Annotated in this window: 30 protein-coding genes; 24 read left to right on the forward strand and 6 right to left on the reverse strand. The window is 73.6% G+C overall.

Annotated features, from left to right (window positions below):
• Nucleotides 1-77: 77 nt before the first annotated feature.
• Nucleotides 78-245 carry a hypothetical protein gene (locus tag ACGF5T_RS20285; protein WP_356608090.1) on the reverse strand — a complete coding sequence of 56 codons (168 nt, stop codon included), beginning with the start codon at nucleotides 243-245 and terminating at the stop codon, nucleotides 78-80.
• Nucleotides 246-469: 224 nt separating this feature from the next.
• On the opposite strand from ACGF5T_RS20285, the gene ACGF5T_RS20290 reads away from it, so the two are divergent.
• The 4 genes from ACGF5T_RS20290 to ACGF5T_RS20305 all read left to right on the forward strand — a co-directional run bounded on the left by ACGF5T_RS20290 (nucleotide 470) and on the right by ACGF5T_RS20305 (nucleotide 4,470).
• Complete coding sequence (locus ACGF5T_RS20290; RefSeq protein WP_356608088.1) at nucleotides 470-1,687, forward strand: NYN domain-containing protein; 1,218 nt, start codon at nucleotides 470-472, stop codon at nucleotides 1,685-1,687.
• A gap of 131 nt (nucleotides 1,688-1,818) precedes the next feature.
• Nucleotides 1,819-2,793 (forward strand): ABC transporter ATP-binding protein, encoded by a 975-nt coding sequence (locus ACGF5T_RS20295; RefSeq protein WP_356608086.1) that lies wholly within the window; start codon nucleotides 1,819-1,821, stop codon nucleotides 2,791-2,793.
• Nucleotides 2,794-2,903: 110 nt separating this feature from the next.
• The gene (locus ACGF5T_RS20300) at nucleotides 2,904-3,728 is read left to right on the forward strand and encodes an ABC transporter permease (RefSeq protein WP_356608084.1); all 825 of its coding nucleotides are present in this window, start codon (nucleotides 2,904-2,906) and stop codon (nucleotides 3,726-3,728) included.
• A 34-nt stretch (nucleotides 3,729-3,762) separates the two neighbouring features.
• Entirely contained in the window at nucleotides 3,763-4,470 is a 708-nt protein-coding gene (locus tag ACGF5T_RS20305) for an AAA family ATPase (RefSeq protein ID WP_361016947.1), read from the forward strand.
• Nucleotides 4,471-4,593: 123 nt separating this feature from the next.
• On the opposite strand, the gene ybaK is transcribed toward ACGF5T_RS20305, so the two are convergent.
• From ybaK to ACGF5T_RS20325, 4 genes are all read right to left on the reverse strand, one after another.
• Nucleotides 4,594-5,100: a Cys-tRNA(Pro) deacylase gene (gene ybaK / locus ACGF5T_RS20310; protein WP_356608080.1), complete on the reverse strand. Its 507-nt coding sequence runs from the start codon at nucleotides 5,098-5,100 to the stop codon at nucleotides 4,594-4,596.
• A 13-nt stretch (nucleotides 5,101-5,113) separates the two neighbouring features.
• Nucleotides 5,114-5,854, reverse strand: a complete 741-nt coding sequence (locus ACGF5T_RS20315) for an LON peptidase substrate-binding domain-containing protein (RefSeq protein ID WP_356608078.1) — start codon at nucleotides 5,852-5,854, stop codon at nucleotides 5,114-5,116.
• A gap of 11 nt (nucleotides 5,855-5,865) precedes the next feature.
• Nucleotides 5,866-6,888 carry a hypothetical protein gene (locus tag ACGF5T_RS20320; protein ID WP_366766289.1) on the reverse strand — a complete coding sequence of 341 codons (1,023 nt, stop codon included), beginning with the start codon at nucleotides 6,886-6,888 and terminating at the stop codon, nucleotides 5,866-5,868.
• 202 nt (nucleotides 6,889-7,090) lie between these two features.
• Nucleotides 7,091-8,668 (reverse strand): oxidoreductase, encoded by a 1,578-nt coding sequence (locus tag ACGF5T_RS20325; RefSeq protein ID WP_356608076.1) that lies wholly within the window; start codon nucleotides 8,666-8,668, stop codon nucleotides 7,091-7,093.
• A 200-nt stretch (nucleotides 8,669-8,868) separates the two neighbouring features.
• On the opposite strand from ACGF5T_RS20325, the gene hisD reads away from it, so the two are divergent.
• From hisD to ACGF5T_RS20370, 9 genes are read left to right on the forward strand one after another with little or no spacing between them, the layout of a single operon-like run.
• Entirely contained in the window at nucleotides 8,869-10,194 is a 1,326-nt protein-coding gene (gene hisD, locus ACGF5T_RS20330; RefSeq protein WP_361016939.1) for a histidinol dehydrogenase, read from the forward strand.
• Nucleotides 10,191-11,300: a histidinol-phosphate transaminase gene (locus tag ACGF5T_RS20335; protein WP_356608072.1), complete on the forward strand. Its 1,110-nt coding sequence runs from the start codon at nucleotides 10,191-10,193 to the stop codon at nucleotides 11,298-11,300. The genes hisD and ACGF5T_RS20335 overlap by 4 nt, the downstream gene beginning before the upstream one ends.
• Nucleotides 11,297-11,890 carry an imidazoleglycerol-phosphate dehydratase HisB gene (hisB, locus tag ACGF5T_RS20340; RefSeq protein ID WP_366766183.1) on the forward strand — a complete coding sequence of 198 codons (594 nt, stop codon included), beginning with the start codon at nucleotides 11,297-11,299 and terminating at the stop codon, nucleotides 11,888-11,890. The genes ACGF5T_RS20335 and hisB overlap by 4 nt, the downstream gene beginning before the upstream one ends.
• 3 nt (nucleotides 11,891-11,893) lie before the next feature.
• Nucleotides 11,894-12,058 (forward strand): hypothetical protein, encoded by a 165-nt coding sequence (locus ACGF5T_RS20345; protein WP_337303671.1) that lies wholly within the window; start codon nucleotides 11,894-11,896, stop codon nucleotides 12,056-12,058.
• Complete coding sequence (gene hisH, locus ACGF5T_RS20350) at nucleotides 12,055-12,699, forward strand: imidazole glycerol phosphate synthase subunit HisH (RefSeq protein ID WP_356608070.1); 645 nt, start codon at nucleotides 12,055-12,057, stop codon at nucleotides 12,697-12,699. Before ACGF5T_RS20345 ends, hisH begins: the two co-directional genes overlap by 4 nt.
• 2 nt (nucleotides 12,700-12,701) lie before the next feature.
• Nucleotides 12,702-13,427 carry a bifunctional 1-(5-phosphoribosyl)-5-((5-phosphoribosylamino)methylideneamino)imidazole-4-carboxamide isomerase/phosphoribosylanthranilate isomerase PriA gene (priA, locus tag ACGF5T_RS20355; RefSeq protein WP_356608068.1) on the forward strand — a complete coding sequence of 242 codons (726 nt, stop codon included), beginning with the start codon at nucleotides 12,702-12,704 and terminating at the stop codon, nucleotides 13,425-13,427.
• Nucleotides 13,424-13,819 carry a RidA family protein gene (locus tag ACGF5T_RS20360; protein WP_366766184.1) on the forward strand — a complete coding sequence of 132 codons (396 nt, stop codon included), beginning with the start codon at nucleotides 13,424-13,426 and terminating at the stop codon, nucleotides 13,817-13,819. The genes priA and ACGF5T_RS20360 overlap by 4 nt, the downstream gene beginning before the upstream one ends.
• Nucleotides 13,820-13,844: 25 nt before the next feature.
• Nucleotides 13,845-14,600 carry an imidazole glycerol phosphate synthase subunit HisF gene (hisF, locus tag ACGF5T_RS20365; protein ID WP_356608064.1) on the forward strand — a complete coding sequence of 252 codons (756 nt, stop codon included), beginning with the start codon at nucleotides 13,845-13,847 and terminating at the stop codon, nucleotides 14,598-14,600.
• Nucleotides 14,601-14,653: 53 nt separating this feature from the next.
• Nucleotides 14,654-15,898: an MFS transporter gene (locus ACGF5T_RS20370; protein WP_366766185.1), complete on the forward strand. Its 1,245-nt coding sequence runs from the start codon at nucleotides 14,654-14,656 to the stop codon at nucleotides 15,896-15,898.
• A 45-nt stretch (nucleotides 15,899-15,943) separates the two neighbouring features.
• Here the strand turns inward: ACGF5T_RS20370 and ACGF5T_RS20375 are convergent, their stop codons facing one another.
• Complete coding sequence (locus ACGF5T_RS20375; protein ID WP_356608060.1) at nucleotides 15,944-16,579, reverse strand: TIGR03085 family metal-binding protein; 636 nt, start codon at nucleotides 16,577-16,579, stop codon at nucleotides 15,944-15,946.
• 81 nt (nucleotides 16,580-16,660) lie between these two features.
• Between ACGF5T_RS20375 and hisI the strand changes: the two genes are divergently transcribed.
• From hisI to lgt, 11 genes are all read left to right on the forward strand, one after another.
• A complete protein-coding gene (hisI, locus tag ACGF5T_RS20380) occupies nucleotides 16,661-17,095 on the forward strand; it encodes a phosphoribosyl-AMP cyclohydrolase (protein WP_356608058.1) in 435 nt (144 codons plus the stop codon).
• 20 nt (nucleotides 17,096-17,115) lie between these two features.
• Nucleotides 17,116-18,606 (forward strand): anthranilate synthase component I, encoded by a 1,491-nt coding sequence (locus tag ACGF5T_RS20385; protein WP_356608170.1) that lies wholly within the window; start codon nucleotides 17,116-17,118, stop codon nucleotides 18,604-18,606.
• 95 nt (nucleotides 18,607-18,701) lie between these two features.
• Complete coding sequence (locus tag ACGF5T_RS20390) at nucleotides 18,702-19,343, forward strand: TIGR02234 family membrane protein (protein ID WP_356608056.1); 642 nt, start codon at nucleotides 18,702-18,704, stop codon at nucleotides 19,341-19,343.
• 178 nt (nucleotides 19,344-19,521) lie between these two features.
• Entirely contained in the window at nucleotides 19,522-19,773 is a 252-nt protein-coding gene (locus tag ACGF5T_RS20395; protein WP_356608054.1) for an HGxxPAAW family protein, read from the forward strand.
• A 93-nt stretch (nucleotides 19,774-19,866) separates the two neighbouring features.
• Nucleotides 19,867-20,385 carry a DUF2752 domain-containing protein gene (locus ACGF5T_RS20400; RefSeq protein WP_361016922.1) on the forward strand — a complete coding sequence of 173 codons (519 nt, stop codon included), beginning with the start codon at nucleotides 19,867-19,869 and terminating at the stop codon, nucleotides 20,383-20,385.
• Between the two features lie 117 nt (nucleotides 20,386-20,502).
• Nucleotides 20,503-21,312, forward strand: coding sequence for an indole-3-glycerol phosphate synthase TrpC (gene trpC / locus ACGF5T_RS20405; RefSeq protein WP_356608052.1), 810 nt, complete (start codon nucleotides 20,503-20,505; stop codon nucleotides 21,310-21,312).
• Between the two features lie 22 nt (nucleotides 21,313-21,334).
• Nucleotides 21,335-21,559 carry a tryptophan biosynthesis modulator TrpM gene (gene trpM / locus ACGF5T_RS20410; protein WP_356608050.1) on the forward strand — a complete coding sequence of 75 codons (225 nt, stop codon included), beginning with the start codon at nucleotides 21,335-21,337 and terminating at the stop codon, nucleotides 21,557-21,559.
• Between the two features lie 56 nt (nucleotides 21,560-21,615).
• Nucleotides 21,616-22,902: a tryptophan synthase subunit beta gene (gene trpB / locus ACGF5T_RS20415; RefSeq protein ID WP_356608048.1), complete on the forward strand. Its 1,287-nt coding sequence runs from the start codon at nucleotides 21,616-21,618 to the stop codon at nucleotides 22,900-22,902.
• Nucleotides 22,899-23,714 carry a tryptophan synthase subunit alpha gene (gene trpA / locus ACGF5T_RS20420; protein ID WP_361016917.1) on the forward strand — a complete coding sequence of 272 codons (816 nt, stop codon included), beginning with the start codon at nucleotides 22,899-22,901 and terminating at the stop codon, nucleotides 23,712-23,714. The genes trpB and trpA overlap by 4 nt, the downstream gene beginning before the upstream one ends.
• A gap of 86 nt (nucleotides 23,715-23,800) precedes the next feature.
• A complete protein-coding gene (locus tag ACGF5T_RS20425; protein WP_356608044.1) occupies nucleotides 23,801-24,574 on the forward strand; it encodes a thioredoxin domain-containing protein in 774 nt (257 codons plus the stop codon).
• Nucleotides 24,575-24,647: 73 nt separating this feature from the next.
• The gene (gene lgt, locus ACGF5T_RS20430) at nucleotides 24,648-25,655 is read left to right on the forward strand and encodes a prolipoprotein diacylglyceryl transferase (RefSeq protein WP_361016914.1); all 1,008 of its coding nucleotides are present in this window, start codon (nucleotides 24,648-24,650) and stop codon (nucleotides 25,653-25,655) included.
• The last annotated feature ends 42 nt before the right edge of the window (nucleotides 25,656-25,697 follow it).

Raw genomic sequence — 25,697 nt, forward strand, 5'->3', positions numbered from 1 at the left:
CGACGAGCGAGGGGCGCACCCGAGACCGGGTGCGCCCCTCGTCTCCGCGGGGGCCGCAACGGCCCGTCCCGCGGATGTCAGTTGTGGCCGAAGCGCTTCTGCCGCTTGCGGGCGCCCGCGTCGCCGGGCGTCATCAGCTGCGGGGTGTGCTGCTCCTCGCGGTCCAGCACCGCCGCCTCGGCGCGCTGGGGGGCACGGTCGGCCTGGGGCTGCTTACGATCACGGTTGTTCTTGTTCTTGGCCATGGTGATCTACCTCCTGAGGGGGATCTAGGGGCCAGGGCCGACTTCAGATTCACATACGCCAACAAAGAACGCATATCGGGCAATTACCGTGTGTGACGCGGTTCGTCGGCGCGCGGGGTGCCGAAACGCCACGCCGAAGATCGAGTTCCGGCCGTTAACCTCCGTGTGGTCGGGCAGACTCCAAGGAAGCCCGAAGCAAACCTCCCGGAAAGAGGGTGGACCGCGTGGACCGCTGCATCGTCCTGGTGGACGCCGGGTATCTGCTGGGCGCCGCCGCGAGCCTCCTCGCCGGGGAGCCCTCACGCTCGCGCATCACCGTCGACCACGCCGCCCTCATCCACGGGCTGCGCGAACGCGCCGAGTCCGACACGCAGCAGCCGCTGCTGCGCATCTACTGGTTCGACGGCGCCCCCGACCGCGTCCCGCAGCCCGAGCACCGCCGACTGCGCGTGATGCCCCGGGTCACCGTCCGCCTGGGCGCTCTCACACGCAGTGACGGCCGCTGGGCGCAGAAGGGCGTCGACGCCGCGATGCACGCCGAGCTGACCGAGCTGGCCCGCAACCGGGCCTGCTCCGACGTCGTCCTGGTGACCGGCGACGGCGACCTGCTGCCGGGCATGATGGCCGCCAAGGAGCACGGCGTCGCCGTGCACCTGTGGGCCGTGCAGGCCGCCGACGGCGACTACAACCAGTCCGAGGACCTCGTCGCCGAGGCCGACGAGCGGCGCGTCCTGGACCGGGTGTGGATCACCAAGGCCGTCCGCGCCAAGGAACTGGGCGGGATCTGCGCCCCGCCGCCCGTGCCCCGCCCCGAGATCGCCGCGATCCTCTCCGCGCCGCTGCCCGAGTCCGCCCTCACCGCCGCCGCCGAGCGGCGCGCCGAGGAGCCCGAGCACCCCACGACGGCGGCCCCCACCGCCCGCAACGGCAGCGAGGAGCGGGTGCCGCCCGCCAAGGGCGTCCCGACCCCGAAGGACCTGGCCGCCCTGCGCGCTCCCGGCGCCCACCCGGCCCCGCACCCCCCGACCGCCACCCTGCGCTGGTCCTCCGACAAGGGCTGGGTCGACCGCCCCGCCGCCGAGCCCGCCGACGCCGCGTCGATGCCGACGCTGGCCCAGCTCACCACGGCCGAGCAGCGCTGGGCCGACCGCGAGGAGGACATCACCACGGTCGGCGGCGACCCCTACGAGGTCGGACAGGTCTTCGCCCGTCGCTGGCTGGAGCGCCTCGGCGACCACGGCCACCTGCAGAAACTCTCCGGGATGTACCCCCGCATCCCGCACCGCGTCGACGGGGAGCTGCTGCGCTACGCGGCCCGCTTCGGCCTGCTGGCCCACAAGGACGACCAGATCGACGAGCACGACCGGTACGCCATCCGGGCCGGGTTCTGGCGCGAGATCGACGTCCGTACGGCCACCGAACGCACCCCGGTGGCGGAGTGAGACCCCCGGCTCTCCCCGGCTGAATCGACACTTATGGGCGGACCCGAGGACGGGGCGCGGGGGCGGACCCCGTAGTCTCGTCCCTTGTGAGTACGCGCGCGGCACAGGCCTTTCGACCCGGTGGCGCTGCCGTGTGCGCCGTGCGCGGACTGACCAAGACCTACCCGGCGGTGCGCGGCAGGCGCGGCGTACCCGCCACTCCCGAGGTACGGGCCACCGACGACGTGACCCTCGGCATCCGCCGCGGTGAGATCTTCGGACTGCTCGGGCCGAACGGCGCCGGCAAGTCCACCCTCGTACGCCAGCTCACCGGCCTGATGCGGCCCGACCGCGGCAGCGTGGAGATCCTCGGCCACGACATCGTGCGCCACCCGGAGCGGGCCGCGCGCATCCTCGCCTACCTGGGGCAGGAGTCCAGCGCCCTGGACGACCTGACCGTGTCGCTCGCCGCCGAGACCACCGGACGGCTGCGCGGTCTGGAGGCGCGCCACGCGCGAGCCGAGCGGGACGCCGTCCTCGACGAACTGGGCCTCACCCCGCTCGCCGCACGGCCGATCAAGAAGCTCTCCGGCGGCCAGCGCCGCCTGGCCTGCTTCGCCGCCGCGCTGGTGGGGGAGCGCCCCCTGCTCGTCCTGGACGAGCCGACCACCGGCATGGACCCGGTGGCCCGGCGCGCGGTGTGGGCGGCCGTCGACCGGCGGCGCGCCGAGCACGGCACGACCGTGCTGCTGGTCACCCACAACGTGATCGAGGCCGAGACCGTCCTGGACCGGGTCGCCGTCCTCGACCGGGGACGCGTGATCGCCTGCGACACGCCCTCCGGGCTCAAGGAGAAGGTGGCCGGCGAGGTCCGCGTCGACCTGGTGTGGCGCGAGACGGCCCCGCTGCACGTGCCCGAGGTCGCCGCCCTGCGCGACCGGGTCACCGAGTCGGGCCGCCGCTGGACGCTGCGGCTGGCCCCCGAGGAGGCCCGCGCGGTGGTCGCCACCGTCACCGGCGGTGCCGCCTTCGCCGCCCTGGACGACTTCACCCTCGCCACGCCCAGCCTGGAGGACGTCTACCTGGCCCTGGGCGGCGCCGCGCGACAAGGGCTGGTGAGGGCTTGAGCACGCGCGCGGTGAGCACACCGGCCGCCGTATCCGTACCCGACAGGGCGACCGCTTCGAACGAACCCCGGCGAAGCCTCCAAGGACCCGACGAAGGGGAGCAGCTCGACGTGACTGTCGTACCCGCCGATGTCCTGCCGGGCGGTGCCCTGGCCGCCGAGGAGCAGGGCGCCGAAGGCGCGGCCGAGCTCGGTCCCAAGGCGCGGCTGTGGCCCTCGCTGGTGGCCGTGTACCGGGCCCAGCTGTCCCGGGCACGGGTCGCGCGCATCCCCCTGCTGTTCGTGGCCACCTTCCAGTCGATCGGCATCATGATCCTCATGCGTGGGGTCGTGGACGGCGGCGGCGAGGCGCAGGCCGTGGTCGCCGGGTCCGCGGTGCTGGTCGTGGCCTTCGTCGCGCTGAACCTCCTCGCGCAGTACTTCGGCCAGCTCCGGGCCAGCGGCGGACTCGACCACTACGCGACGCTGCCGGTGCCGCCGGCCGCCGTGGTGCTGGGCGCGGCGGGCGCGTACGCGTCCTTCACGGTGCCGGGGACCGTGGTGACGGCGGTGTTCGGATGCCTGCTGTTCGGGCTGCCGATGACCCACCTGTGGGTGCTGGTGGCCGTGATCCCGCTGGCGGGCGCCGCGCTCGCCGGGCTGGGCGCGGCGCTGGGCCTGCTCGCCCCCCGGCCCGAGTTCGCCACGCTGCTCGGCCAGCTGGGCATGTCGGCGGCGCTGCTGCTGGGCGTGCTGCCCGCCGAACGGATGCCCGAGGCGGTCCGCCTGGCCCGGGACCTGCTGCCCTCCACGTACGGCGTGGAGGCCTTCGCGCGCACCTTCGGGGACCGGCCCGACTGGGCCTTCGTCCTCGGTGACCTCGCGGTCTGCGCCGTGGTCGGCGTGATCTCGCTGGCCGTCGCCACCTGGGCGTACCGCCGGGCCGCCGTCCGGTGACGCGCCGCACAGACGGGTTTGGCACGATGGCGGGGTGACCGCACCTCTGACTCCGCCACCGCCACCGAACGAACGCTCGTCGTACCAGGGCGGGCCGGTGCCGCCGCCCGTCGGAGCGCACGCGGTGGGCACCGCGTCCGGCGCCCCGGACGACCGGCACGGCGAACAGGACGGCCCCGGGATGTTGACCGAAGTGCGGCAGGCCGCCGCGGCCGTGGTGGCGATGGTGCTCTCCGGCGCGCTGCTGGGGGTGCTGTGGTGGAAGCTCGCGCCGACCGTCCCCCTCGTCGGTGACGTGGTCGGCGACGGCTGGGTGGTCTACCTCAAGGAGTCCGAGAGCGAGCAGGCGGTCGGCGTGGACGGCACGTTCACCCTGCTCGCACTGGCGTTCGGCGCGCTCAGCGCGGTGGTCGTCTTCCTGCTGCGCCGGCGCGGCGGCGTGCCCCTGGTCGTGGCGCTCGGCGTCGGCGGGCTGCTCGGATCGCTGCTGGCGTGGCGGGTCGGGGTGTGGCTGGGGCCCACGCAGGACGTGATCGCCCACGCCAGGGAGGTGGGCAAGGGCGTGACCTTCTCCGCGCCGCTGAAGCTGGGCGCCAAGGGGGCGCTGCTGGCGTGGTCGGTGGCGGCCCTGGTGGTCCACCTCGGGTTGACGGGCCTGTTCGGGCCCCGTGATCCGGAGCCCGATCCGTGGCCGGCGCCTCAGCAGTACCCGCCGGGGCCGTACGGGGAGAAGTCCGCGTAGCTCCGGCGCCGCCCGCTGCCCGGGTCGCCCCGGCCTCCTCGGAGGGCTCTCGCGCCGGTGGGTCTTCGCGCTCACGCTCCGGCTCCTGCCCGCCCCGGACGGGGGCGGACCGCCCGCCGGGAGCTAGGCCCGGCCGACCGGGGCGATCACCGCGTCCGTCAGCCCGGCCAGGTCGGCGGGGGAGAGCTCGACCTCCAGGCCGCGGCGGCCCGCCGACACGCAGACCGTCTCGTGCCCCGAGGCCGACGCGTCGAGCACCGTCGGCAGCCGCTTGCGCTGGCCCAGCGGGGAGATGCCGCCCCGCACGTAGCCCGTGGTGCGTTCGGCCAGCGCCGGGTCGGCCATCGCCGCGCGCTTGCCGCCCACCGCGGCCGCCAGCGCCTTCAGGTCGAGCTGGCCCGCCACCGGCACCACCGCGACCGTCAGCGCACCGTCGACGTCCGCCACCAGCGTCTTGAACACCCGCTCCGGCGCGACGCCCATCGCCTCGGCGGCCTCCTCGCCGTAGGACGGGTGCGAGGGGTCGTGCTCGTACGCGTGGATCGTGTACGCCACTCCCGCCGCCGCGAGCGCCACCGTCGCGGGCGTACCGCCACCGGCCTGCTGCTGCTTCTTCGACTTCTTCGCCATCCGGGCCGGTTCCTCAGTTGAGACTCGTCGGGCCGCGCGTCAGCTCCGACGCCGGCAGGGACGGCAGCGTACGGATGACGGCCGTCTCCGCGCGAAGGAGTTTCAGCTCGTCCCTCAGGCGGGAGGCGGTGTCCGGGGCCTGGAGCAGGCGCTGCTTCGTCGGCGTGTCGTGCATCATCGCGGCGGCGACCAGGTAGGAGACGACCCCCGGTTCGTCCGGCAGGTCGGCGCCGGTCGCCAGCGACCGCTCGCGGGCACCCGCCAGCCGTTTCTGGTACTGCCGGAAGGAGCGCAGCACCCCTTCGGCCAGCGCCCCCGCCTCGTCACCGGGCTCCTCGGGCACCGGCTCCAGCTCGGCCGTCAGGAAGGGGCCCGAAGCGTCCACCGACAGCAACCGCACCCGGGTGGTGCCGGTGGCCAGCACCTCGAAGGTGCCGTCGGCCTTCTCGCGGATCGTCGCCGCGTCCGCGACGCAGCCCACCTTGTGGAACGCCTTGAGCGGGTCGGGCCCGAACCCGGCCGCCGGCCCGCGCTCGAGCGCGGTCGTGGGGTCGGGCAGGCCCGGGCCGCTCTGGGCCACCTCGTAGCCGTCGCGGATGGCGACGACGGCGAACCGGCGCGAATCCTCCTCGGGGGTCTTCAGCAACTCGCGCATCATGGCGCGATAGCGCTCCTCGAAGATGTTGAGCGGGAGCACCAGTCCCGGGAACAGGACCGAGTTCAGGGGGAAGAGCGGAAGCCGGACGGTGGTCACGACGCAGAAGCCTAATGGTCGCCGGGGCGGACGTGACGGCCGTGCCCACTTCGTGGATGACCTGCACCTGTCGTACCCGGTCCGCGGGCCACGTGCGCGCGGACGTCGGCGCGCACGTGGAGGAAGCGGCCGAGCGGGTCGTCCGAGTCCCGGTCCCACGGGAAGGACGTGACGTACGGGCCGGTCAGACGCAGTTGTTCGGCCGCGTCCTGGTGGCGTTCGAGGCGCACCAGGACGTACGCCAGCAGGTTCCGCAGCTCCGCCGGCCAGGGGTCGGCCTCCGGATGAGCGGCCGAGAGGGCGATCGCACGGTCGGCCGCCGCGTCCAGGCGGGACCGGGGCACGCCGGTCGCGCCGTCACCGTCCGCCGTCAGGCAGGTGAAGGCCGCCCGCAGCGGCAGTGCCCGTACGAACGCGTCCTCGGGAGCGTCCTGCGCGGCCCGCTCGGCGAAGTCGAGGCACTCGCGGTGGGCGCCGGGCGAGGCGGCGGCGAGGTACTCCAGGGCGGCGACGTGGCACCCGTAGTGGTGCGGGGAGCGGCGCACGGCCTGGGCCCACAGCCGCTCGAACTCGGCGTGCGGGGCGCCGGCGCCGCGGGCCGCGTCCAGCGCGGTCCGCCACGGCACCGGGTCGGCTCCCGCGGCCTCGGCGGCGGCCGTGACCGCGGGCGCGACCTGGCGCAGCAGTGCGGCGCGGTCGGGCGAGTCCGCGTACCGGTCCACCGTCAGCCGGGAACCGACCAGCCGGGCGTCGGGGTCGCCCGGGTCGGCGGCGCGCCAGCGCTCCAGCCACTCGGCGCGTGAGCGGGCGAAGGCGGCGAGCCGGGTCGCGTAGCGGTCGCGGTGCTCCCACTCGGCGCGCTCGCGCGTGCCGGCCAGGAGAGCGGCCGCGGGAGCGTGCTCGCCGCGGGCCGCCGCGACCAGGGCGGGGGCCAGGCGGTCGTCGGGCGCGTCGAGGAGCACATCGTCGTCGGGGACGAGCCGTGACGCCCGGGAGCGGGCCCGGGTCGCCGTCCTGAGGAACGCGCGCAGCATGGCCAGTACGACGGCCGACGGTTCGTGATGGTTGTGCGGCTCGTCCCCGTCTTCGGCCGGTCCCGGGCCCACGTGCGCCCTCCCCGGCTGATACCGCCGCGGCCCGCGGTCGGCCTGCGGGGCCCGCCGCCCCTCCCGGGGGTGGGCGCGGCGCCGCCTGGTGCCCCTTCGGAGCCCTCCAGAGCCCTCCGCGCCCCCGGGGTCAGCTGCGGCGCAGGAGGCGGGTCGCGCCCGCCGCCACCGTCGTCGCCAGGATCCAGCCGAGGAGGATCAGGGCCGTCGCCAGCCACTGCCAGCCGTCGTGGAGCTGCCAGAAGCCGGCCTGGCCCAGCTCGATGACGGGCAGGAGCAGGTCCAGGGCGAAGAGGGCCGGGTTCCAGTCCGGATGCTCCCCGCTCTTCAGCGGAGGCGGGTCCGCGCGCGCGAAGGCGAGCGAGCCCGCCGCCCACAGCACCGCCATCCACACCGCGGCCCGGCCGGGCCGGTAGCCGTAGGCGACCGTCCAGTCCTGGGCGTAGCCCACGAGCTTGGCGGCGATGGGCAGGCTCTCGCGGCGCCGGCGGTGCTTGGCGAGCAGCACCTCGCGGGCGTCCTCGTCCTCGCCGCACGCCCGCAGGACCGCGGCGAGGCGCTCGTAGGGCTCCGGGTTGTACTCGGCGGTCGCCGCGCCCACCCACCGCAGCCGCTTCTCCAGCGGGAACGGCCCCCGCGGCACCAGGTTCTCGTAGGCGAAGCCGCCCATGTGCAGCCGGCCCGGCCCCGGCCAGCTGGCCGCGCGGTCCATCAGGTTGACGACCCGCGCCCCCGACAGCACCACCCGGCCACGCGCCGGCCGCTCGCCGAGGAACCGCAGCTCGGGCGTCTGCACCCGGCGCAGCGACAGCTCCTGGTCGTCGGTGAAGGTGAACCGGGCGTGCTCCAGGTCGACGGCGTCGCCGAACCGCCCGTCGTCCAGCCGCACCCCGCCCTCGCACTCGAAGCGCTGGATCCGCGTCCCCTGCGCCGGGGTCGTACCCCGCAGCAGCGGGCTGCCCAGGCCCGCCGGGGTCATGTACAGGGTGCGCTCCACCGTCAGTTGCGGGGCGTTCAGCGCGTGCCGCGTGTACGGGTTCAGGAGCCGGGCACCGCGCAGGCTCAGCGAGACGCCGACCTGGGCGCTGCGCAGGCTCACCTCGCCGTACGACTCGAGCATCTCGGCCTGGAGGTCCTGGCCGACGCTCAGGCCGTCCGCGGCGATGGACCGTCCGCTGCGGTCCCGGTGCACGATCGCCTGGTTGAGCAGCAGGTCGGTGCCTATCTGCGCGTCCGTGAGGCGGATCCCGCCCGGGAACCGCGACCTCGGCAAGTGGAGGTCGCCCTCGGTCTGCAGCCGGGCCGCCTCCAGTCGGGGCACGTGGCAGTCCACCAGCCGCACGGTCGTGAAACGCGTCTCCGGCAGCAGCAGCTCCCGGTCGAAGCGGCAGCCGCGCAGCTCGACGTAGGGCACCACCGTGCCGCCCGCCAGGTCCATCGTGTCGCTGATCCGCACGCCCACGAGCTGCAGCGAGGAGACCCGGCCGGCGAGCGCCGGCGGGCCGTCGAGAAGCAGCCAGCACATGATGCGGGCGCGTACCGTCCGCTCGGGCCCCCACGGGTGCCCTCCGTGCGGATCGTCGACGAGCGAGTCGCCGCTGCGCAGGTCGTACACACTGCCGTTGCGGAACGCCTGCCACATGCCGGCCTCGGCGGCAGTGAGGTCGTCCGGCAGCTCTCCGTCACGGTGGCCCGTCCCCTCGGTCACGGCACTCACTCCCTCCCCACCTACTCGCCGGTCGCTCACTCTTCGTACAACTGTTCATGCCCATTGTGTGACCTCCTGAACACTCAAAGTGAGCACTGCTTGACGCGAGTTCCTCCCCGGGCGGGAGAGGCCGTTGCTTTCTGTATCAGCCATTGATACGCGCGAACGGTCCCCGACGCGGGTCTGAGAGAATTGGTTCCGTGATCTCCCGAATCGATCTGCGCGGCGATGCCCTCCCCGAGGGTCCCGCCCTGCGCGACCTGCTGCCCCGAGCCGACTTCGACGTCTCGGCCGCCCTGGAGAAGGTGCGGCCGATCTGCGAGGCCGTGCATCATCGTGGCGACGCGGCGCTGATCGACTTCGCCGAGCAGTTCGACGGGGTCCGCCTGGAGCGGGTACGGGTCCCGGCCGCCGCGCTCACGCGCGCGCTGGAGGAGCTCGACCCGGCCGTGCGCGCGGCCCTGGAGGAGTCCGTCCGCCGCGCCCGGCTCGTCCACCGCGCCCAGCGCCGCACCACCCACACCACGCAGGTCGTCCCCGGCGGCTCGGTCACCGAGAAGTGGGTGCCGGTCGAGCGGGTCGGTCTGTACGCCCCCGGCGGGCGCTCGGTCTACCCGTCGTCCGTGATCATGAACGTGGTGCCCGCGCAGGAGGCCGGCGTCGAGTCGATCGCCCTCGCCTCCCCGGCGCAGGCGGAGTTCGGCGGCCTGCCGCACCCCACGATCCTCGCCGCCTGCGCCCTCCTCGGCGTCGACGAGGTGTACGCGGCGGGCGGCGCCACCGCCGTCGCCATGTTCGCGTACGGCACCGAGTCCTGCCCGCCCGCCAACATGGTCACCGGCCCCGGCAACATCTGGGTCGCCGCCGCCAAGCGCTACTTCACGGGGAAGATCGGGATCGACGCCGAGGCCGGCCCGACCGAGATCGCCGTCCTCGCCGACTCCACCGCCGACCCGGCGCACGTCGCCTCCGACCTGATCAGCCAGGCCGAGCACGACCCGCTGGCGGCGGCCGTCCTGGTCACCGACTCCGAGGAACTGGCGGACGCGGTCGAGAAGGAGCTCCAGCCGCAGGTCGAGGCCACCAAGCACATCGAGGACCGGATCCGCCCGGCTCTCGCCGGCCGCCAGTCCGCCATCGTCCTGGTCGACGGCCTCGACGAGGGCCTGCGCGTGGTCGACGCCTACGGGGCCGAGCACCTGGAGATCCAGACGGCCGACGCGGCGGCGGTCGCCGACCGCGTGAAGAACGCCGGAGCGGTCTTCGTCGGCCCCTGGGCACCCGTCTCGCTCGGCGACTACGCGGCGGGCTCCAACCACGTCCTGCCCACCGGCGGCTGCGCCTGCCACTCCTCGGGGCTGTCCGTGCAGTCCTTCCTGCGCGGCATCCACATCGTCGACTACACGCGCGACGCGCTGGCCGAGGTCGCGCACCACGTGGTGACGCTGGCGGAGGCGGAGGACCTGCCCGCGCACGGCGCGGCGATCAAGGCCCGGTTCGACTGGAAGGTCCCGGAGAGCAAGTGACGTTCGGAATCGACGATCTCCCCGTACGGGACGAGCTGCGCGGCAAGACCCCCTACGGCGCGCCCCAGCTCGACGTGCCCGTGCGGCTGAACACCAACGAGAACCCCTACCCGCTGCCCGAGGCGCTGGTCGAGCGGATCGCCGAGCGCGTCCGCGAGGCCGCCCGCGACCTCAACCGCTACCCGGACCGCGACGCGGTCGAGCTGCGCACCAGGCTCGCCGAGTACCTGACCGAGACCTGCGGGTACGCCGTGGGCATCCAGAACATCTGGGCGGCCAACGGGTCCAACGAGGTCATCCAGCAGCTGCTGCAGACCTTCGGCGGCCCCGGCCGTACCGCCATCGGCTTCGAGCCGTCGTACTCGATGCACGGTCTCATCGCCCGCGGCACCGGCACCGGCTGGATCTCCGGCCCGCGCCACGAGGACTTCACCATCGACGTCCCCGCCGCCGAGAAGGCGATCGCCGAGCACCGCCCGGACGTCGTCTTCATCACCACCCCCAACAACCCCACCGGCACCGCGGTCCCGGCCGAGACCGTCCTCGCGCTCCACGACGCGGCCCAGGCCGCGAAGCCCTCGATGGTCGTCGTGGACGAGGCCTACATCGAGTTCAGCCACGGCGCCTCGCTGCTGCCGCTGCTGGACGGACGGCCGAACCTGGTGATCTCCCGCACCATGTCCAAGGCGTTCGGCGCCGCGGGCCTGCGCCTCGGCTACCTCGCCGCGCACCCGGCCGTCGTCGACGCCGTCCAGCTCGTCCGGCTGCCGTACCACCTGTCGGCCGTCACCCAGGCGACCGCGCTGGCCGCCCTGGAGCACACGGGCACGCTGCTCAAGTACGTCGAGCAGCTGAAGACCGAGCGGGACCGGCTGGTCGCCGAACTGCGCGCGACCGGCTACGAGGTGACCGAGTCCGACGCCAACTTCGTCCAGTTCGGACGCTTCGCCGACTCCCACGAGGTCTGGCGCAGGATCCTCGACCGGGGCGTCCTGGTCCGGGACAACGGCGTACCGGGCTGGCTGCGGGTGACCGCCGGCACCCCCCAGGAGAACGACGCGTTCCTCGACGCGGTCCGTGAACTGAAGAAGGAGCAGAGCGCATGAGCCGCGTAGGGCGCGTGGAGCGCACCACCAAGGAGACCTCGGTCCTCGTCGAGATCGACCTCGACGGCACCGGCAGGACCGACATCGCCACCGGCGTCGGCTTCTACGACCACATGCTCGACCAGCTCGGCCGGCACGGTCTGTTCGACCTGACCGTGAAGACCGACGGCGACCTGCACATCGACTCCCACCACACCATCGAGGACACCGCCCTCGCGCTGGGCGCCGCCTTCAAGCAGGCCCTCGGCGACAAGGTGGGCATCTACCGCTTCGGCAACTGCACGGTGCCCCTGGACGAGTCCCTCGCCCAGGTCACCGTCGACCTGTCCGGCCGCCCCTACCTCGTGCACACCGAGCCCGAGAAGATGGCGCCGATGATCGGCGAGTACGACACCACGATGACCCGGCACATCCTGGAGTCCTTCGTCGCCCAGGCCCAGGTCGCCCTGCACGTGCACGTGCCCTACGGGCGCAACGCGCACCACATCGTGGAGTGCCAGTTCAAGGCGCTGGCCCGGGCCCTGCGCTACGCCTCCGAGCGCGACCCGCGCGCGGCCGGCATCCTGCCTTCCACGAAGGGCGCGCTCTAACCCATGAACGGTACGTCCACCGCACTGATCGTCGTCGGACTCTTCCTCCTCGGCGGCATCTACTCGTTCGCCAAGCAGCAGATGCCCAAGGGCCTGATCGTGCTGCTCTCCATCGGCGCCGCGATGTGCCTGTTCGCCGGTGTCCTGAGGCTGGAGGTGTGGAATTGACCGCCGCCACCAAGCGGGTCGTCGTCTTCGACTACGGCTTCGGCAACGTCCGCTCCGCCGAGCGCGCCCTCGCGCGCGCGGGAGCCGACGTCGAGATCACCGGTGACTACGACAAGGCCATGAACGCCGACGGGCTGCTGGTCCCCGGCGTCGGCGCCTTCGCCGCCTGCATGGACGGCCTGAAGGCCGCTCGCGGCGACTGGGTCGTCGACCGCCGCCTGTCGGGCGGACGCCCCGTGATGGGCATCTGCGTCGGCATGCAGATCCTGTTCGCCCGGGGCATCGAGCACGGCGTCGAGGCCGAGGGCCTGGACGAGTGGCCCGGCACGGTCGGCCCCCTCAAGGCCGACGTCGTCCCCCACATGGGCTGGAACACCGTCGAGGCACCGGCCGACTCCCAGCTCTTCGCCGGCCTGGACGCCGACGCGCGCTACTACTTCGTGCACTCCTACGCCGTCCACGACTGGACGCTCGAGGAGCACAACCCGCTGATCGCCGCCCCCAAGGTCACCTGGTCCACGCACGGCAGGCCCTTCGTGGCCGCCGTCGAGAACGGCGCCCTGTGGGCCACGCAGTTCCACCCCGAGAAGTCCGGCGACGCCGGAGCCCAGCTCCTCACCAACTGGATCGAGACCCTGTAGAGATGAGCAAGCTCGAACTCCTCCCCGCCGTCGACGTCCGCGACGGCCAGGCCGTCCGCCTCGTGCACGGCGAGTCCGGCTCCGAGACCTCCTACGGCTCCCCGCTGGAGGCTGCCCTCGCCTGGCAGCGTTCCGGCGCCGAGTGGCTGCACCTGGTCGACCTGGACGCCGCGTTCGGCACCGGGGACAACCGTGAGCTGATCGCCGAGGTCGCCGGGGCCATGGACATCAAGGTCGAGCTGTCCGGCGGCATCCGCGACGACGACACCCTCGCCGCCGCGCTCGCGACCGGCTGCCGGCGCGTCAACCTCGGCACGGCCGCCCTGGAGACCCCCGAGTGGGTCGCCAAGGTCATCGCCGAGTACGGCGACAAGATCGCGGTGGGCCTGGACGTACGCGGCACCACGCTCCGCGGCCGCGGCTGGACCCGGGACGGCGGCGACCTCTACGAGACCCTGACCCGCCTCGACCAGGAGGGCTGCGCCCGGTACGTCGTCACCGACATCGCCAAGGACGGCACCCTCCAGGGCCCCAACCTGGACCTCCTGAAGAACGTCTGCGCGGCGACCGACCGCCCGGTCGTGGCGTCCGGCGGCGTGTCGTCCCTGGACGACCTCCGCGCGATCGCCGGTCTCGTCCCGGCCGGTGTCGAGGGGGCCATCGTCGGGAAGGCCCTCTACGCGAAGGCGTTCACCCTGGAAGAGGCCTTGGAGGCTGTGTCGTCATGACATCGGAAGCCGTACGGCGCGTGCAGAGCGGAAGTCCCTGGGAAGAGTCCTTCGGTTTCGCGCGGGCCGTGGCGGCGGGTGATCAGGTCATCGTGGCGGGCACGACCGCCTTCAAGGGCGACCTGCTGTACGGCGAGGGCGACCCCTACGAACAGGCCAAGGTCGCCTTCACCACCGCGCTCGAGGCGATCGGCGAGTTCGGGCTGGGCATCGAGTCCGTCACCCGGACCCGCGTGTATCTGGCCCACTCCCGGGACGTCGAAGAAGTGGGCCGCGCCCACAAGGAGCTGTTCGACTCCGTACGCCCGGTCACGACCCTGCTGGTCGTGCAGGGCTTCATGGACTCCCGGGTCCTGGTGTCGGTGGAGCTGGAAGCATTCAGAGGACAGTGAGAGGCATCGAAGGAGCCGTGGATTCATGACCCTGGCGGTCCGAGTCATCCCCTGCCTGGACGTGGACAACGGCCGGGTCGTCAAGGGCGTCAACTTCCAGAACCTGCGCGACGCGGGCGACCCCGTCGAGATGGCCAAGGTGTACGACACCGAGGGCGCCGACGAGCTGACGTTCCTGGACATCACCGCCTCGTCGGGCAACCGCGAGACGACCTACGACGTGGTGCGCCGCACCGCCGAGCAGGTGTTCATCCCGCTCACCGTCGGCGGCGGCGTGCGCACCGCCGACGACGTCGACAAGCTGCTGCGGGCCGGCGCGGACAAGGTGGGCGTCAACACGGCCGCCATCGCCCGCCCCGACCTCATCCGCGAGATCGCCGAGCGCTTCGGCCGCCAGGTCCTCGTCCTGTCGGTCGACGCCCGCCGCACCGACGCCGGCACCTTCGAGGTGACCACCCACGGCGGGCGCCGCGGCACCGGCATCGACGCGGTGGAGTGGGCGCACCGCGCCGCCGAGCTGGGCGCGGGGGAGATCCTGCTGAACTCGATGGACGCGGACGGCACCAAGGACGGCTACGACCTGGAGATGATCGCGGCGGTCCGGAAGCACGTGACCGTCCCGGTGATCGCCTCCGGCGGCGCCGGCCGCCTCACCGACTTCCCCCCGGCCGTCGCGGCGGGCGCGGACGCCGTCCTCGCGGCCTCCGTGTTCCACTTCGGCGACCTGCGGATCGGCCAGGTGAAGGAGACGCTGCGTGAGGCGGGACGTCCGGTCCGCTGACCCGTGCCGCCGCGCGTCCCGCCGGCACGGCGCCGGCTGAGGGGGCCGTGCACGTGACGGACACCGTCATACCCGCAGGCTCCGCCGTGCCCGCCCACCGCGACGGCAACGTCCTGCGCTGGGTCGCCGCGTACACCGCGTCCATGGTGGGGGACACCGTCTTCTTCCTCGCGCTGTCCTGGGCCGCCGTGCAGAACGGCAGTCCTGCCCAGGCCGGGATCGTCACGGCGGTGAGCGCGGTGCCGCGGGCGCTGCTCATGCTCGGTGGCGGGGTGGTCGCCGACCGCTTCGGGCCGCGGAAGGTCGTCATCGGCAGCGACGCCGTACGGTGCGTCACCGTGCTGGCGGTCGCCGCGGTGCTCTTCGCGACCGATCCCGGACTGTGGCTGCTGGCCCTGCTCGCCGTCGTCTTCGGCACCGTCGACGCCGTCTTCATGCCCGCCGTCGGGGCGCTGCCCGCCCGCGTCACCGCCCCGGACCAGCTCGCCCGGGTCCAGGGCATGCGCGGGCTGGCCGTGCGGTTCGCCGCCGTGGTGGGCGCCCCGCTCGGCGGGCTCGGCGTGGCCGTCGGCGGTTCGGCCGCCGCCTTCGCCCTGGCCGGTTTTCTCATCGCCGTGTCGGTCCCGCTGCTGGTGTCCGTGCGGATGCGTGAGCTGCCGGGCGACCGGGCCGAGGCCGCCGGGGACGGCACCGCGTGGCGGGACCTGCGGGCCGGACTCGGGTACATCCGCCGGCACCGGGTCCTGGCGCCCCTGATGGTGGCCATCGCCCTCGGTGACCTCGGCTTCGTCGGCCCGCTCAACGTGGGCCTGACCCTGCTCGCCGACGAGCGCGGCTGGGGCGCCTCCGGCATGGGCTGGACGCTCGCGGGGTTCGGGACGGGCGCCGGGCTCGCCGCCCTGCTGCTCACCGTCCGGGGGCGCGTGCCGCACGCCGGTCTCGTCGTCGCCGGCGCCCTCATCCCCGGCGCCGCCGCGATCGGCGCCCTGGCCCACGTGCCCGCCCTCGCCGGGGCCGTCGGCATCGCCGTGCTCGTCGGGCTGCTCACGGGCCTCAGCGGCGCGGTCTGCGGGGCCCTGCTCCAGACCCGGTCGGAGCCCGCCTACCTGGGCCGGGTCACCGCGGTCGCCGGGATCGTCAGCCTGGGGATCGCGCCGCTGAGCATGCCGGTGTCCGCCGCCGCCATCGGGGTCTGGGGCACCGGCCCGGTCTTCGCGGCCAGCGCGGTGGTGTGCGGTCTCGGAGGGCTCGTCGCCCTGTGCGCACGGGACCTGCGGCGGGCGGAACTGCCGTCGTAGCGCGGGTGGCCGGGCGCCCCGCCAGGCGGGAGGGCGCCCGCCGCACTAGATCCCCAGCTGCTTCGTCTCGTGCAGCTTGGCGATCGCGTCCGGTTCGCCCTCCAGTTCCACCTTCGCCGCGCTCTGCCGCCCGTACGCGAACAGCAGCAGCTCGGACGGCTCGCCCGTCGCCGTCACCACCGGCGTGCCGCGGTGCGCGACCGTCGTCTGGCCGTTCGGACGGCGCAGCACCAGGCCGGTCGGGATGCCGCGCCCCATCAGACGGGCGGTGCGCTCCAGCCGGGACCACAGGGCGTCCTGGAAGACCGGGTCCAGCTCCCGCGGCGCCCAGTCGGGCTGCGCACGGCGGACGTCCTCGGTGTGGACGTAGAACTCCACCGTGTTCGCGGCCTCGTCGACCTGTTTGAGCTGGAAGGGTGAGAACCGGGGAGGGCCGGTGCGGATCAGCTGCAGCAGCTCCTCGTACGGCTTCGCGCCGTACTCCTCCATCACCCGGTCCAGCCGGGACGCGAGCTGTTTGATCAGGGTGCCCCCGGCGGCGTCCGGCCGGCGCTCGCGCACCACCAGGTGCGCGGCGAGGTCACGGGTCCGCCAGCCGTCGCAGAGGGTCGGGGCCTCGGGCCCCGCCGTCTCCAACAGGTCGGCGAGCAGAAGTCGTTCACGCTTGGCGAAAGTCGACATGCGGTCAGCCTACGGCCGTCGGGCGGGTCCGCCCAATGGACAGCGCCGGGGCGTGTCCGAACCGCGCGGCACAATGGGCGCATGACCAGCAGCTCTCCCCGACCGTCCAGCCCGCTCGCCCCGGAGATCGCGGCGCGCCTCAAGCGCGGCGCCGACGGTCTCGTGCCCGCCATCGCCCAGCAGTACGACACCGGTGAGGTGCTGATGCTCGGCTGGATGGACGACGAGGCCCTGCACCGCACGCTGACGACGGGACGCTGCACCTACTGGTCCCGCAGCCGTCGGGAGTACTGGGTCAAGGGCGACACCTCAGGGCACTACCAGTGGGTGAAGTCCGTCGCCCTGGACTGCGACGCCGACACCGTCCTGGTCAAGGTCGACCAGGTCGGCGCCGCCTGCCACACCGGCGCCCGGACCTGCTTCGACGCCGACGTGCTCCTGGGTGGCGACAGCGACGGCGGCGACGGCGCCGGTGACCGCGGCGCGGGTGCCGACGCGCCCGGCGCGGGTCAGTAGGGTCTGCCGCCATGGACGACATGGACCTCGAGACCTTCCGCAAACTGGCCGCCGACCGCCGGGTGGTCCCGGTCAGCCGCAAGCTCCTCGCCGACGGCGACACCCCGGTGGCGCTCTACCGCAAGCTCGCCGCCGAGCGCCCCGGCACCTTCCTGCTGGAGTCCGCCGAGAACGGACGCTCGTGGTCCCGGTACTCCTTCGTGGGCGTCCGCAGCGCCGCCACCCTCACCGAGAAGGACGGGCAGGCCCACTGGCAGGGCACCCCGCCCGTCGGCGTCCCCACCGACGGCGACCCGCTGGCCGCCCTGCGCGCCACCGTCGAGGCCCTGCACACCCCCCGTGACCTCGCCCACGACCTGGGCCTGCCGCCCTTCACCGGCGGCATGGTCGGCTACCTCGGCTACGACATCGTGCGCCGCCTGGAGAAGGTCGGCCCGGGGGAGCGCGACGACCTGAAGCTCCCCGAGCTGACCATGCTGCTCACCAGCGACCTCGCCGTCATGGACCACTGGGAGGGCTCGGTCCTGCTGATCGCCAACGCGATCAACCACAACGACCTGGAGACCGGCGTCGACGAGGCCTACGCCGACGCGATCGCCCGCCTGGACGCCATGGAGGCCGACCTCACGCGCGCGGTGGCCCAGCCCCCGGCCGCGCTGCCGCCCTCCGAGCTGCCCGAGTACACCGCGCTGTGGGGCGGCCCCGACTTCCAGGACGCCGTCGAGGACATCAAGGAGCGCATCCGCGCGGGCGAGGCCTTCCAGGTCGTCCCCTCCCAGCGCTTCGAGACGCCGTGCACCGCGAGCGCCCTGGACGTGTACCGGGTGCTGCGGGCCACCAACCCGTCCCCGTACATGTACCTGCTGCGCCTCGACGGCTTCGACGTCGTCGGGTCGTCCCCCGAGGCGCTGGTCAAGGTCGAGGACGGGCGGGCCATGGTCCACCCCATCGCCGGGACCCGCCACCGGGGCGCCACCCCGCAGGAGGACCAGGCGCTCGCCGACGAACTGCTCGCCGACCCCAAGGAGCGCGCCGAGCACCTCATGCTGGTCGACCTCGGCCGCAACGACCTGGGGCGGGTCTGCGAGCCCGGCTCGGTGGAGGTCGTCGACTTCATGTCCGTCGAGCGGTACTCGCACGTCATGCACATCGTCTCGACCGTCACCGGCCGCGTCGCCCCGGGCCGCACCGCCTTCGACGTCCTCACCGCGTGCTTCCCGGCGGGCACCCTCTCCGGGGCGCCCAAGCCGCGCGCCCTGCAGATCATCGACGAACTCGAACCCTCCCGCCGCGGGCTGTACGGCGGCTGCGTCGGCTACCTCGACTTCGCGGGCGACTCCGACACCGCCATCGCCATCCGCACGGCGCTGCTGCGCGACGGCACCGCCTACGTCCAGGCGGGCGCCGGCGTCGTCGCCGACTCCGACCCGGTCGCCGAGGACACCGAGTGCCGCAACAAGGCGGCGGCGGTGCTGCGCGCGGTGCACACGGCCAACCGGCTGGCGCGCTGACACCGTCGGAAGGCCAACGGTTCGGGGCGGTGGGGCGATTATCACGTCCGCCAATCCGAACCCCGGGTGACGGTTCGCCCGGTGTTCGGGTGATAGTGGAGTACGTGACAGCCGTTCCTCACCCCCGTACCCCAGCCGCAGGCCCCTCCCGGGCCGGCCGCCGGAGCCTCGCCGTCGCCCTGCTGTGCGGCGCGCTCGGCGCGGCCGTCGCCCTGCTCGCCACCCGGCAGGAGTGGGCGCAGGGCACCGCGACGGTGGCCGGCGGCGCGTTCCCGCTGTCCGCCAAGGGCAGCGACGTCACGGGCGTGCCCGCGGCGCTCGCCATAGTGGGCCTCGCCGCGCTCGTCGCCGTCTTCGCCGTGCGCCGGGCCGGCCGGTTCGCCGTCGCCGCGCTGCTCGCGCTGAGCGGCGCGGGCACCATGGCCGCGGCCCTGGCCGGCGCCTCCGACAACGCCGCCCTGGACGACCAGGCGGCGAAGGCGGCCGGCGACACCTCGGCCACCGTGGACGCCCTCTCCCACACGGCCTGGCCGTACGTCGCGGCCGTGGGCGGCGCCCTGCTCCTGCTGGCCGGGCTGCTCGCCCTGCGCTACGGCCGCCTGTGGCCCGCGATGTCCGGCCGCTACGAGCGGGACGGCACGCCGCGACCGCGCCGCACGCCGCAGCCCGTCGACCCGGACCGGCCCGAGGACCTGTGGAAGGCCCTCGACCGCGGCGAGGACCCGACCGGCGCCTGACCCCGGCATCCGCACTCCACGGTGCCCGGGCATCCGTCGAGCGGCACCGGCACCCCGGGCGAGCGGCGTCCGCCACGCGCGCGTGAGGAGCACCCCCGCTCACGTCGCGCGCGCCCGTGCGGGACAATGGGCACGAGCGTCCTGCTCAGACTTGGCACACAGCAACGAGGAGCAAGCAATGTCGGGCAGCAGCCACGGTCACACCCCGGCCGCCTGGACGGGTGTCATCATCGCCTTCATCGGTTTCTGCGTCGCGGGCGTGTTCATGGTGGCGGCCCAGCCGGTGGGCTTCTGGGCCGGCATGGTGGTCGTGCTCCTCGGCGGTGTCGTGGGCGGCATCATGCGCATGATGGGCCTCGGCCAGCCGAAGCACAACCACCCCGTGCACCAGGTCGCCGGCGAGCGCGAGCCGGCCGGCGCCAAGGGCTGACCGCACGACCGCAGCGGTACTCCCCGAGGGGCGGACCGGCACGAGGGTGCCGGGGCCGCCCCTCGCGTGCGGGTACGGGCCGGCGGAGGCACAATGCGGAGCGTGGACGCCGAGACCGGGAAGCCGACGCAGAGCCCGACCGTGACGCGGGACGCGCCCGTGCCCCCGACAGCGGCCGCGCCCCCGGTCGCCCGTCCGCCCTCGGCCGCGCCCCGGCCCTCCGTGGCCCGCCTGGCCGTCCCCGCCGGCGTGCTGGCCGCCGTCGCCGGAGCCTTCGCCTACGTGGGAAGCGTGGATCCCCACGAGCCCGGCCACTACCCCGTCTGCCCCCTGCTGCGCTTCACGGGCGTCTACTGCCCCGGCTGCGGCGGCCTGCGCAGCGCCCACGCCTTCGTCCACGGAGACTGGCCGGCCGCGCTGCAGGCCAACGCGCCGGCCGTCCTCGGCTATCTGGGGTTCGCCGTGCTGTGGACCGTCTGGGTGGTCCGCGTGGTGCGCGGCCGCCCCGTGCGCCTCGACCTCGGACCGGTCCACCTGTGGACGCTGGGGGCGTTGCTGCTGGCCTTCACGGTTGTCCGGAACCTGCCGTTCGGTGGCTGGCTCGTCCCTTGATCATGGAACGAACGTCCAGGTAATGGGACCGGCGTCCACCGGATGCGGGACCGGCGCCCCGCTCCGGATACCATCACAGTGACCACAGGTTTCGCCGTCTGAAAGGGGGCCGCTCGCGTGAGTGTGCTCGACGAGATCATCGACGGAGTCCGTGCCGACCTCGCGGAGCGGCAGGCGCGCGTCGGCCTCGACGAGCTCAAGGAGCGCGCGGCCAAGGCCCGCCCCGCCAAGGACGGCGTGTCCGCCCTGCGCGGCGACGGCGTGAAGGTGATCTGCGAGGTCAAGCGCTCCAGCCCGTCCAAGGGCGCGCTGGCGGCCATCGCCGACCCCGCCGGGCTCGCCGCCGACTACGAGGCGGGTGGCGCGGCCGTCATCTCCGTCCTCACCGAGGGCCGGCGCTTCGGCGGCTCGCTCGCCGACCTGGAGGCGGTCCGCGCGCGCGTCGACATCCCCGTGCTGCGCAAGGACTTCATCGTCACCTCGTACCAGCTGTGGGAGGCCCGTGCGTACGGCGCCGACCTCGTGCTGCTGATCGTCGCGGCCCTCGACCAGCCGGCGCTGGAGTCGCTGATCGAGCGCGCCGAGTCCATCGGCCTCACCCCGCTCGTCGAGGTGCACGACGAGGACGAGGTGGAGCGCGCGGTGGACGCCGGCGCCAAGATCATCGGGGTCAACGCGCGCAACCTGAAGACGCTGGAGGTCGACCGCGGCACCTTCGAGCGGGTCGCCCCGGAGATCCCGGCGCACATCGTCCGGGTCGCCGAGTCCGGCGTCCGCGGACCGCACGACCTCATCGCCTACGCCAACGAGGGCGCCGACGCCGTCCTGGTCGGCGAGTCGCTGGTCACCGGCCGGGACCCGAAGACCGCGGTCTCCGACCTGGTGGCGGCGGGCGAGCACCCGGCACTGCGGCACGGCCGGGGCTGACACCCCGGTAGGCTGACCCCCGATGACGCTCTTCCTCGCTCCGGTCTCCCGGGACCCGTACGCCCGCCTCGCGCGCGGCTGCCGGCCCCGTGGCTGCCGCGCGCCCGCCCGCCGGGTGCACGGGCGCCGGGTGCGGTACGTCATCGGGGACGAACCCGGACAGGTCAACGGCATGCGATGGCTCGAGCGCCCCGTGCGGGGCGCGGGGAAGTGCCAGAGCGACGACGGACGGCCCACAGCGGCCTGATCCCCCCGCCCCCACGGCGAATCTGCCCGATCAGACACTCACCGTGAGGTTCACGCATGCCCAGCAACTTCTTCATCCCCGACCCGGAGGGTCACGTCCCCACCGCCGAGGGCTACTTCGGCGCGTTCGGCGGCAAGTTCATCCCCGAGGCCCTCGTCGCCGCCGTCGACGAGGTGGCCGTCGAGTACGACAAGGCCAAGTCGGACCCCGAGTTCGCCCGGGAGCTGGACGACCTCCTCGTCCACTACACCGGCCGCCCCTCGTCCCTCACCGAGGTCCCCCGGTTCGCCGCACAAGCGGGTGGCGCCCGGATCTTCCTCAAGCGCGAGGACCTGAACCACACCGGCTCGCACAAGATCAACAACGTGCTCGGCCAGGCCCTGCTGACCAAGCGCATGGGCAAGACCCGGGTGATCGCCGAGACCGGCGCCGGCCAGCACGGCGTGGCGACGGCCACCGCATGCGCCCTCTTCGGCCTCGACTGCACCATCTACATGGGCGAGATCGACACGCAGCGCCAGGCCCTCAACGTGGCCCGGATGCGCATGCTCGGCGCCGAGGTCGTCGCCGTGAAGTCCGGCAGCCGCACCCTCAAGGACGCCATCAACGAGGCGTTCCGCGACTGGGTCGCCAACGTCGACCGCACCCACTACCTGTTCGGCACCGTCGCCGGACCCCACCCCTTCCCGGCGATGGTGCGCGACTTCCACCGCGTGATCGGCGTCGAGGCCCGCCGCCAGCTCCTGGAACAGGCCGGACGCCTCCCCGACGCGGCGATCGCCTGCGTCGGCGGCGGCTCCAACGCCATCGGCCTCTTCCACGCCTTCATCCCCGACGCGGACGTCCGCCTCGTCGGCTGCGAGCCCGCCGGACACGGCATCGAGACCGGCGAGCACGCGGCCACCCTGTCCGCCGGCGAGCCCGGCATCCTGCACGGCTCCCGCTCCTACGTCCTCCAGGACGACGAGGGCCAGATCACCGAGCCGTACTCCATCTCGGCCGGCCTGGACTACCCCGGCATCGGACCCGAGCACGCCTACCTCAAGGACTCCGGCCGCGGCGAGTACCGCGCGGTCACCGACGACGCCGCCATGCAGGCGCTGCGCCTGCTGTCGCGCACCGAGGGCATCATCCCGGCCATCGAGAGCGCCCACGCGCTGGCCGGCGCCATCGAGGTCGGCCGGGAGCTGGGCCCGGACGGGCTGATCGTCGTCAACCTGTCCGGCCGCGGCGACAAGGACATGGACACCGCCGCCCGCTACTTCGGGCTGTACGACACCGACGCAGAGGTCGCCGCCGACGAGGCCGGCAGCACCGCCGAGATCGAGGGGGACGCCAAGTGAGCGGGAACGTACGACTGCTGGACGACACCCTCGCCGCGGCGAAGGCCGAGGGCCGCTCCGCCCTCATCGCCTACCTCCCCGCCGGATTCCCGACCGTGGACGGCGGCATCGCGGCGGTCAAGGCCGCGCTCGACGGCGGCGCCGACGTCGTCGAGGTCGGCCTGCCGCACAGCGACCCGGTCCTGGACGGCCCGGTCATCCAGACCGCCGACGACATCGCCCTGCGCGGCGGCGTGCGCATCGCCGACGTGATGCGCACGGTCCGGGAGGCCCACGCGGCCACCGGCAAGCCGATCCTCGTCATGACGTACTGGAACCCGATCGACCGCTACGGCGTGGAGCGCTTCACCGCGGAACTCGCCGAGGCGGGCGGCGCCGGGTGCATCCTGCCCGACCTGCCGGTGCAGGAGTCGGGGCTGTGGAGGGAGCACGCGGAGAAGCACGGGCTCGCCACCGTCTTCGTGGTCGCGCCCAGCAGCAAGGACGCCCGGCTCGCCGAGATCACCGCGGCCGGCAGCGGCTTCGTCTACGCCGCCTCCCTGATGGGCGTCACCGGCACCCGCGAGTCGGTCGGCGCGCAGGCCGAGGACCTGGTCCGGCGCACCCGCGCCACCACCGACATCCCCGTCTGCGTCGGCCTCGGCGTCTCCAACGCGGCGCAGGCCGCCGAGGTGGCCGGCTTCGCCGACGGAGTGATCGTCGGCTCGGCGTTCGTCAAGCGGATGCTCGACGCCCCCGACGACGCGGCCGGCCTGGAGGGCGTGCGCGCGCTCGCCGCCGACCTGGCGAAGGGTGTGCGCCGACAGGTGTGACGCCGGGTAAGTCGTACGGGTCCCTCGTACGGGTGGACCTGGGGCCGGGGAGGCGCGCTGCGCCTCCCCGGTTCGTTCTGCGGGGTGTGAGCGAGAAGAACCGACAGGGAAAGCGCACCGCCCGGGAGAAGCTGGCGGACGAGCGCGAGAAGCAGAAGTCCAAGGACAAGCGCCGCCGCGCGCTGATCATCGGCGCGAGCGTGGTCTGCGTCCTCGGCCTCGCGGCGGTGATCGGCGTGGTCGCCGCGAACGCGGGCAAGGACGACGGCAGCGAGTCGGCGGGCCCGGTCGTGGCGCCCTCGGGCGCGCAGGGCAAGGACGGCCTCGCGATCCCGGTCGGCAAGGAGAGCGCCAAGTCGACCCTCGTCATCTGGGAGGACTTCCGCTGCCCCGCCTGCAAGGCCTTCGAGCTGGCGTACCGCGACACCGTCCACGAGCTGACCGAAGCCGGGCAGCTCAAGGTCGAGTACCACCTGGCGACCATCATCGACGGCAACATGGGCGGCACCGGCTCCCGCAAGGCGGCCAACGCCGCGGCCTGCGCCCAGGACGCCGGGAAGTTCACGCCGTACCACGACGTGCTGTTCACCAACCAGCCGCCGGAGACCGACGACGCCTTCGCCGACGAGAACACGCTGATCGACCTGGCGGGCAAGGTCGACGGCCTCGACTCCGCGCCCTTCCAGGAGTGCGTCGAGGGCGGCAAGCACAACAGCTGGGTGGAGAAGTCCAACGAGGCCTTCCGCACCGGCGGCTTCAGCGGCACACCGACGGTCCTGCTCGACGGCAAGAACATCTACCAGGACAGGTCCATGACACCGGCGAAGCTGAAGCAACTGGTGCAGGACGCCAACCGGTAGCGGCCGGTGTTACGGACCCGTAGCCGGGCTGCCCGGCGCGGGCGCCGTCCGACACGGTAGCGTCGACCCTGCCATGGAACTTGCCTTCATTCCCAGCCCGTCGCGCGGGGTGCTGAACCTCGGTCCCATCCCGCTGCGCGGCTACGCGTTCTGCATCATCATCGGTGTCTTCGTCGCCGTCTGGCTCGGCAACAAGCGCTGGATCGCCCGGGGCGGGCGGCCCGGAACGGTGGCCGACATCGCGGTCTGGGCCGTCCCCTTCGGCCTGATCGGCGGCCGGCTCTACCACGTGATCACGGACTACCAGCTGTACTTCAGCGAGGGCCGTGACTGGGTCGACGCCTTCAAGATCTGGGAGGGCGGCCTCGGCATCTGGGGCGCGATCGCGTTCGGCGCGCTGGGTGCCTGGATCGGTGCCCGGCGCCGGGGCATCCCGCTGCCCGCGTACGCCGACGCCGTCGCCCCGGGCATCGCCCTCGCGCAGGCCATCGGCCGCTGGGGCAACTGGTTCAACCAGGAGCTGTACGGCAAGGCGACCGACCTGCCGTGGGCCGTGGAGATCACCTCGTCGGCGGACGGGCGGGTGCCGGGCACCTACCACCCGACGTTCCTGTACGAGTCGCTGTGGTGCATCGGCGTGGCCCTGCTCGTCATCTGGGCCGACCGCCGGTTCAGGCTGGGCCACGGGCGGGCGTTCGCGCTGTACGTCGCCGCGTACTGCGCGGGCCGGTTCTGGATCGAGTACATGCGCGTCGACGACGCCCACCACATCCTGGGCCTGCGCCTGAACAACTGGACCGCGCTCCTCGTCTTCCTGCTCGCGGTGGTCTACATGGTGCTCTCCGCGCGGAAGCGGCCGGGCCGGGAGGCCGTCGTCGAGCCGGGTGCGGAGTCCGCCGACGGTGACGCCGAGGGCGACGCGAAGGATCACGCGGACGCCGACGCTGATGCCAAGGACGTCGACGCCGCCGACGCGGACCCCGCCACCTCCGGCAGCAGCGCAACGGACGAGCAGGACGAGCAGGATGAGAAGCACGAGAAGCACGTGAAGGACGGGGCCGACTCGGCCAAGAAGGGCTGACGTCCCGCCGCCGCACGTCGCCGAGGGCGCCCGGATTCGGTC

Origin of the sequence: Streptomyces sp. NPDC047853 (assembly GCF_043204535.1) — a bacterium.
GTDB lineage: Bacteria > Actinomycetota > Actinomycetes > Streptomycetales > Streptomycetaceae > Streptomyces.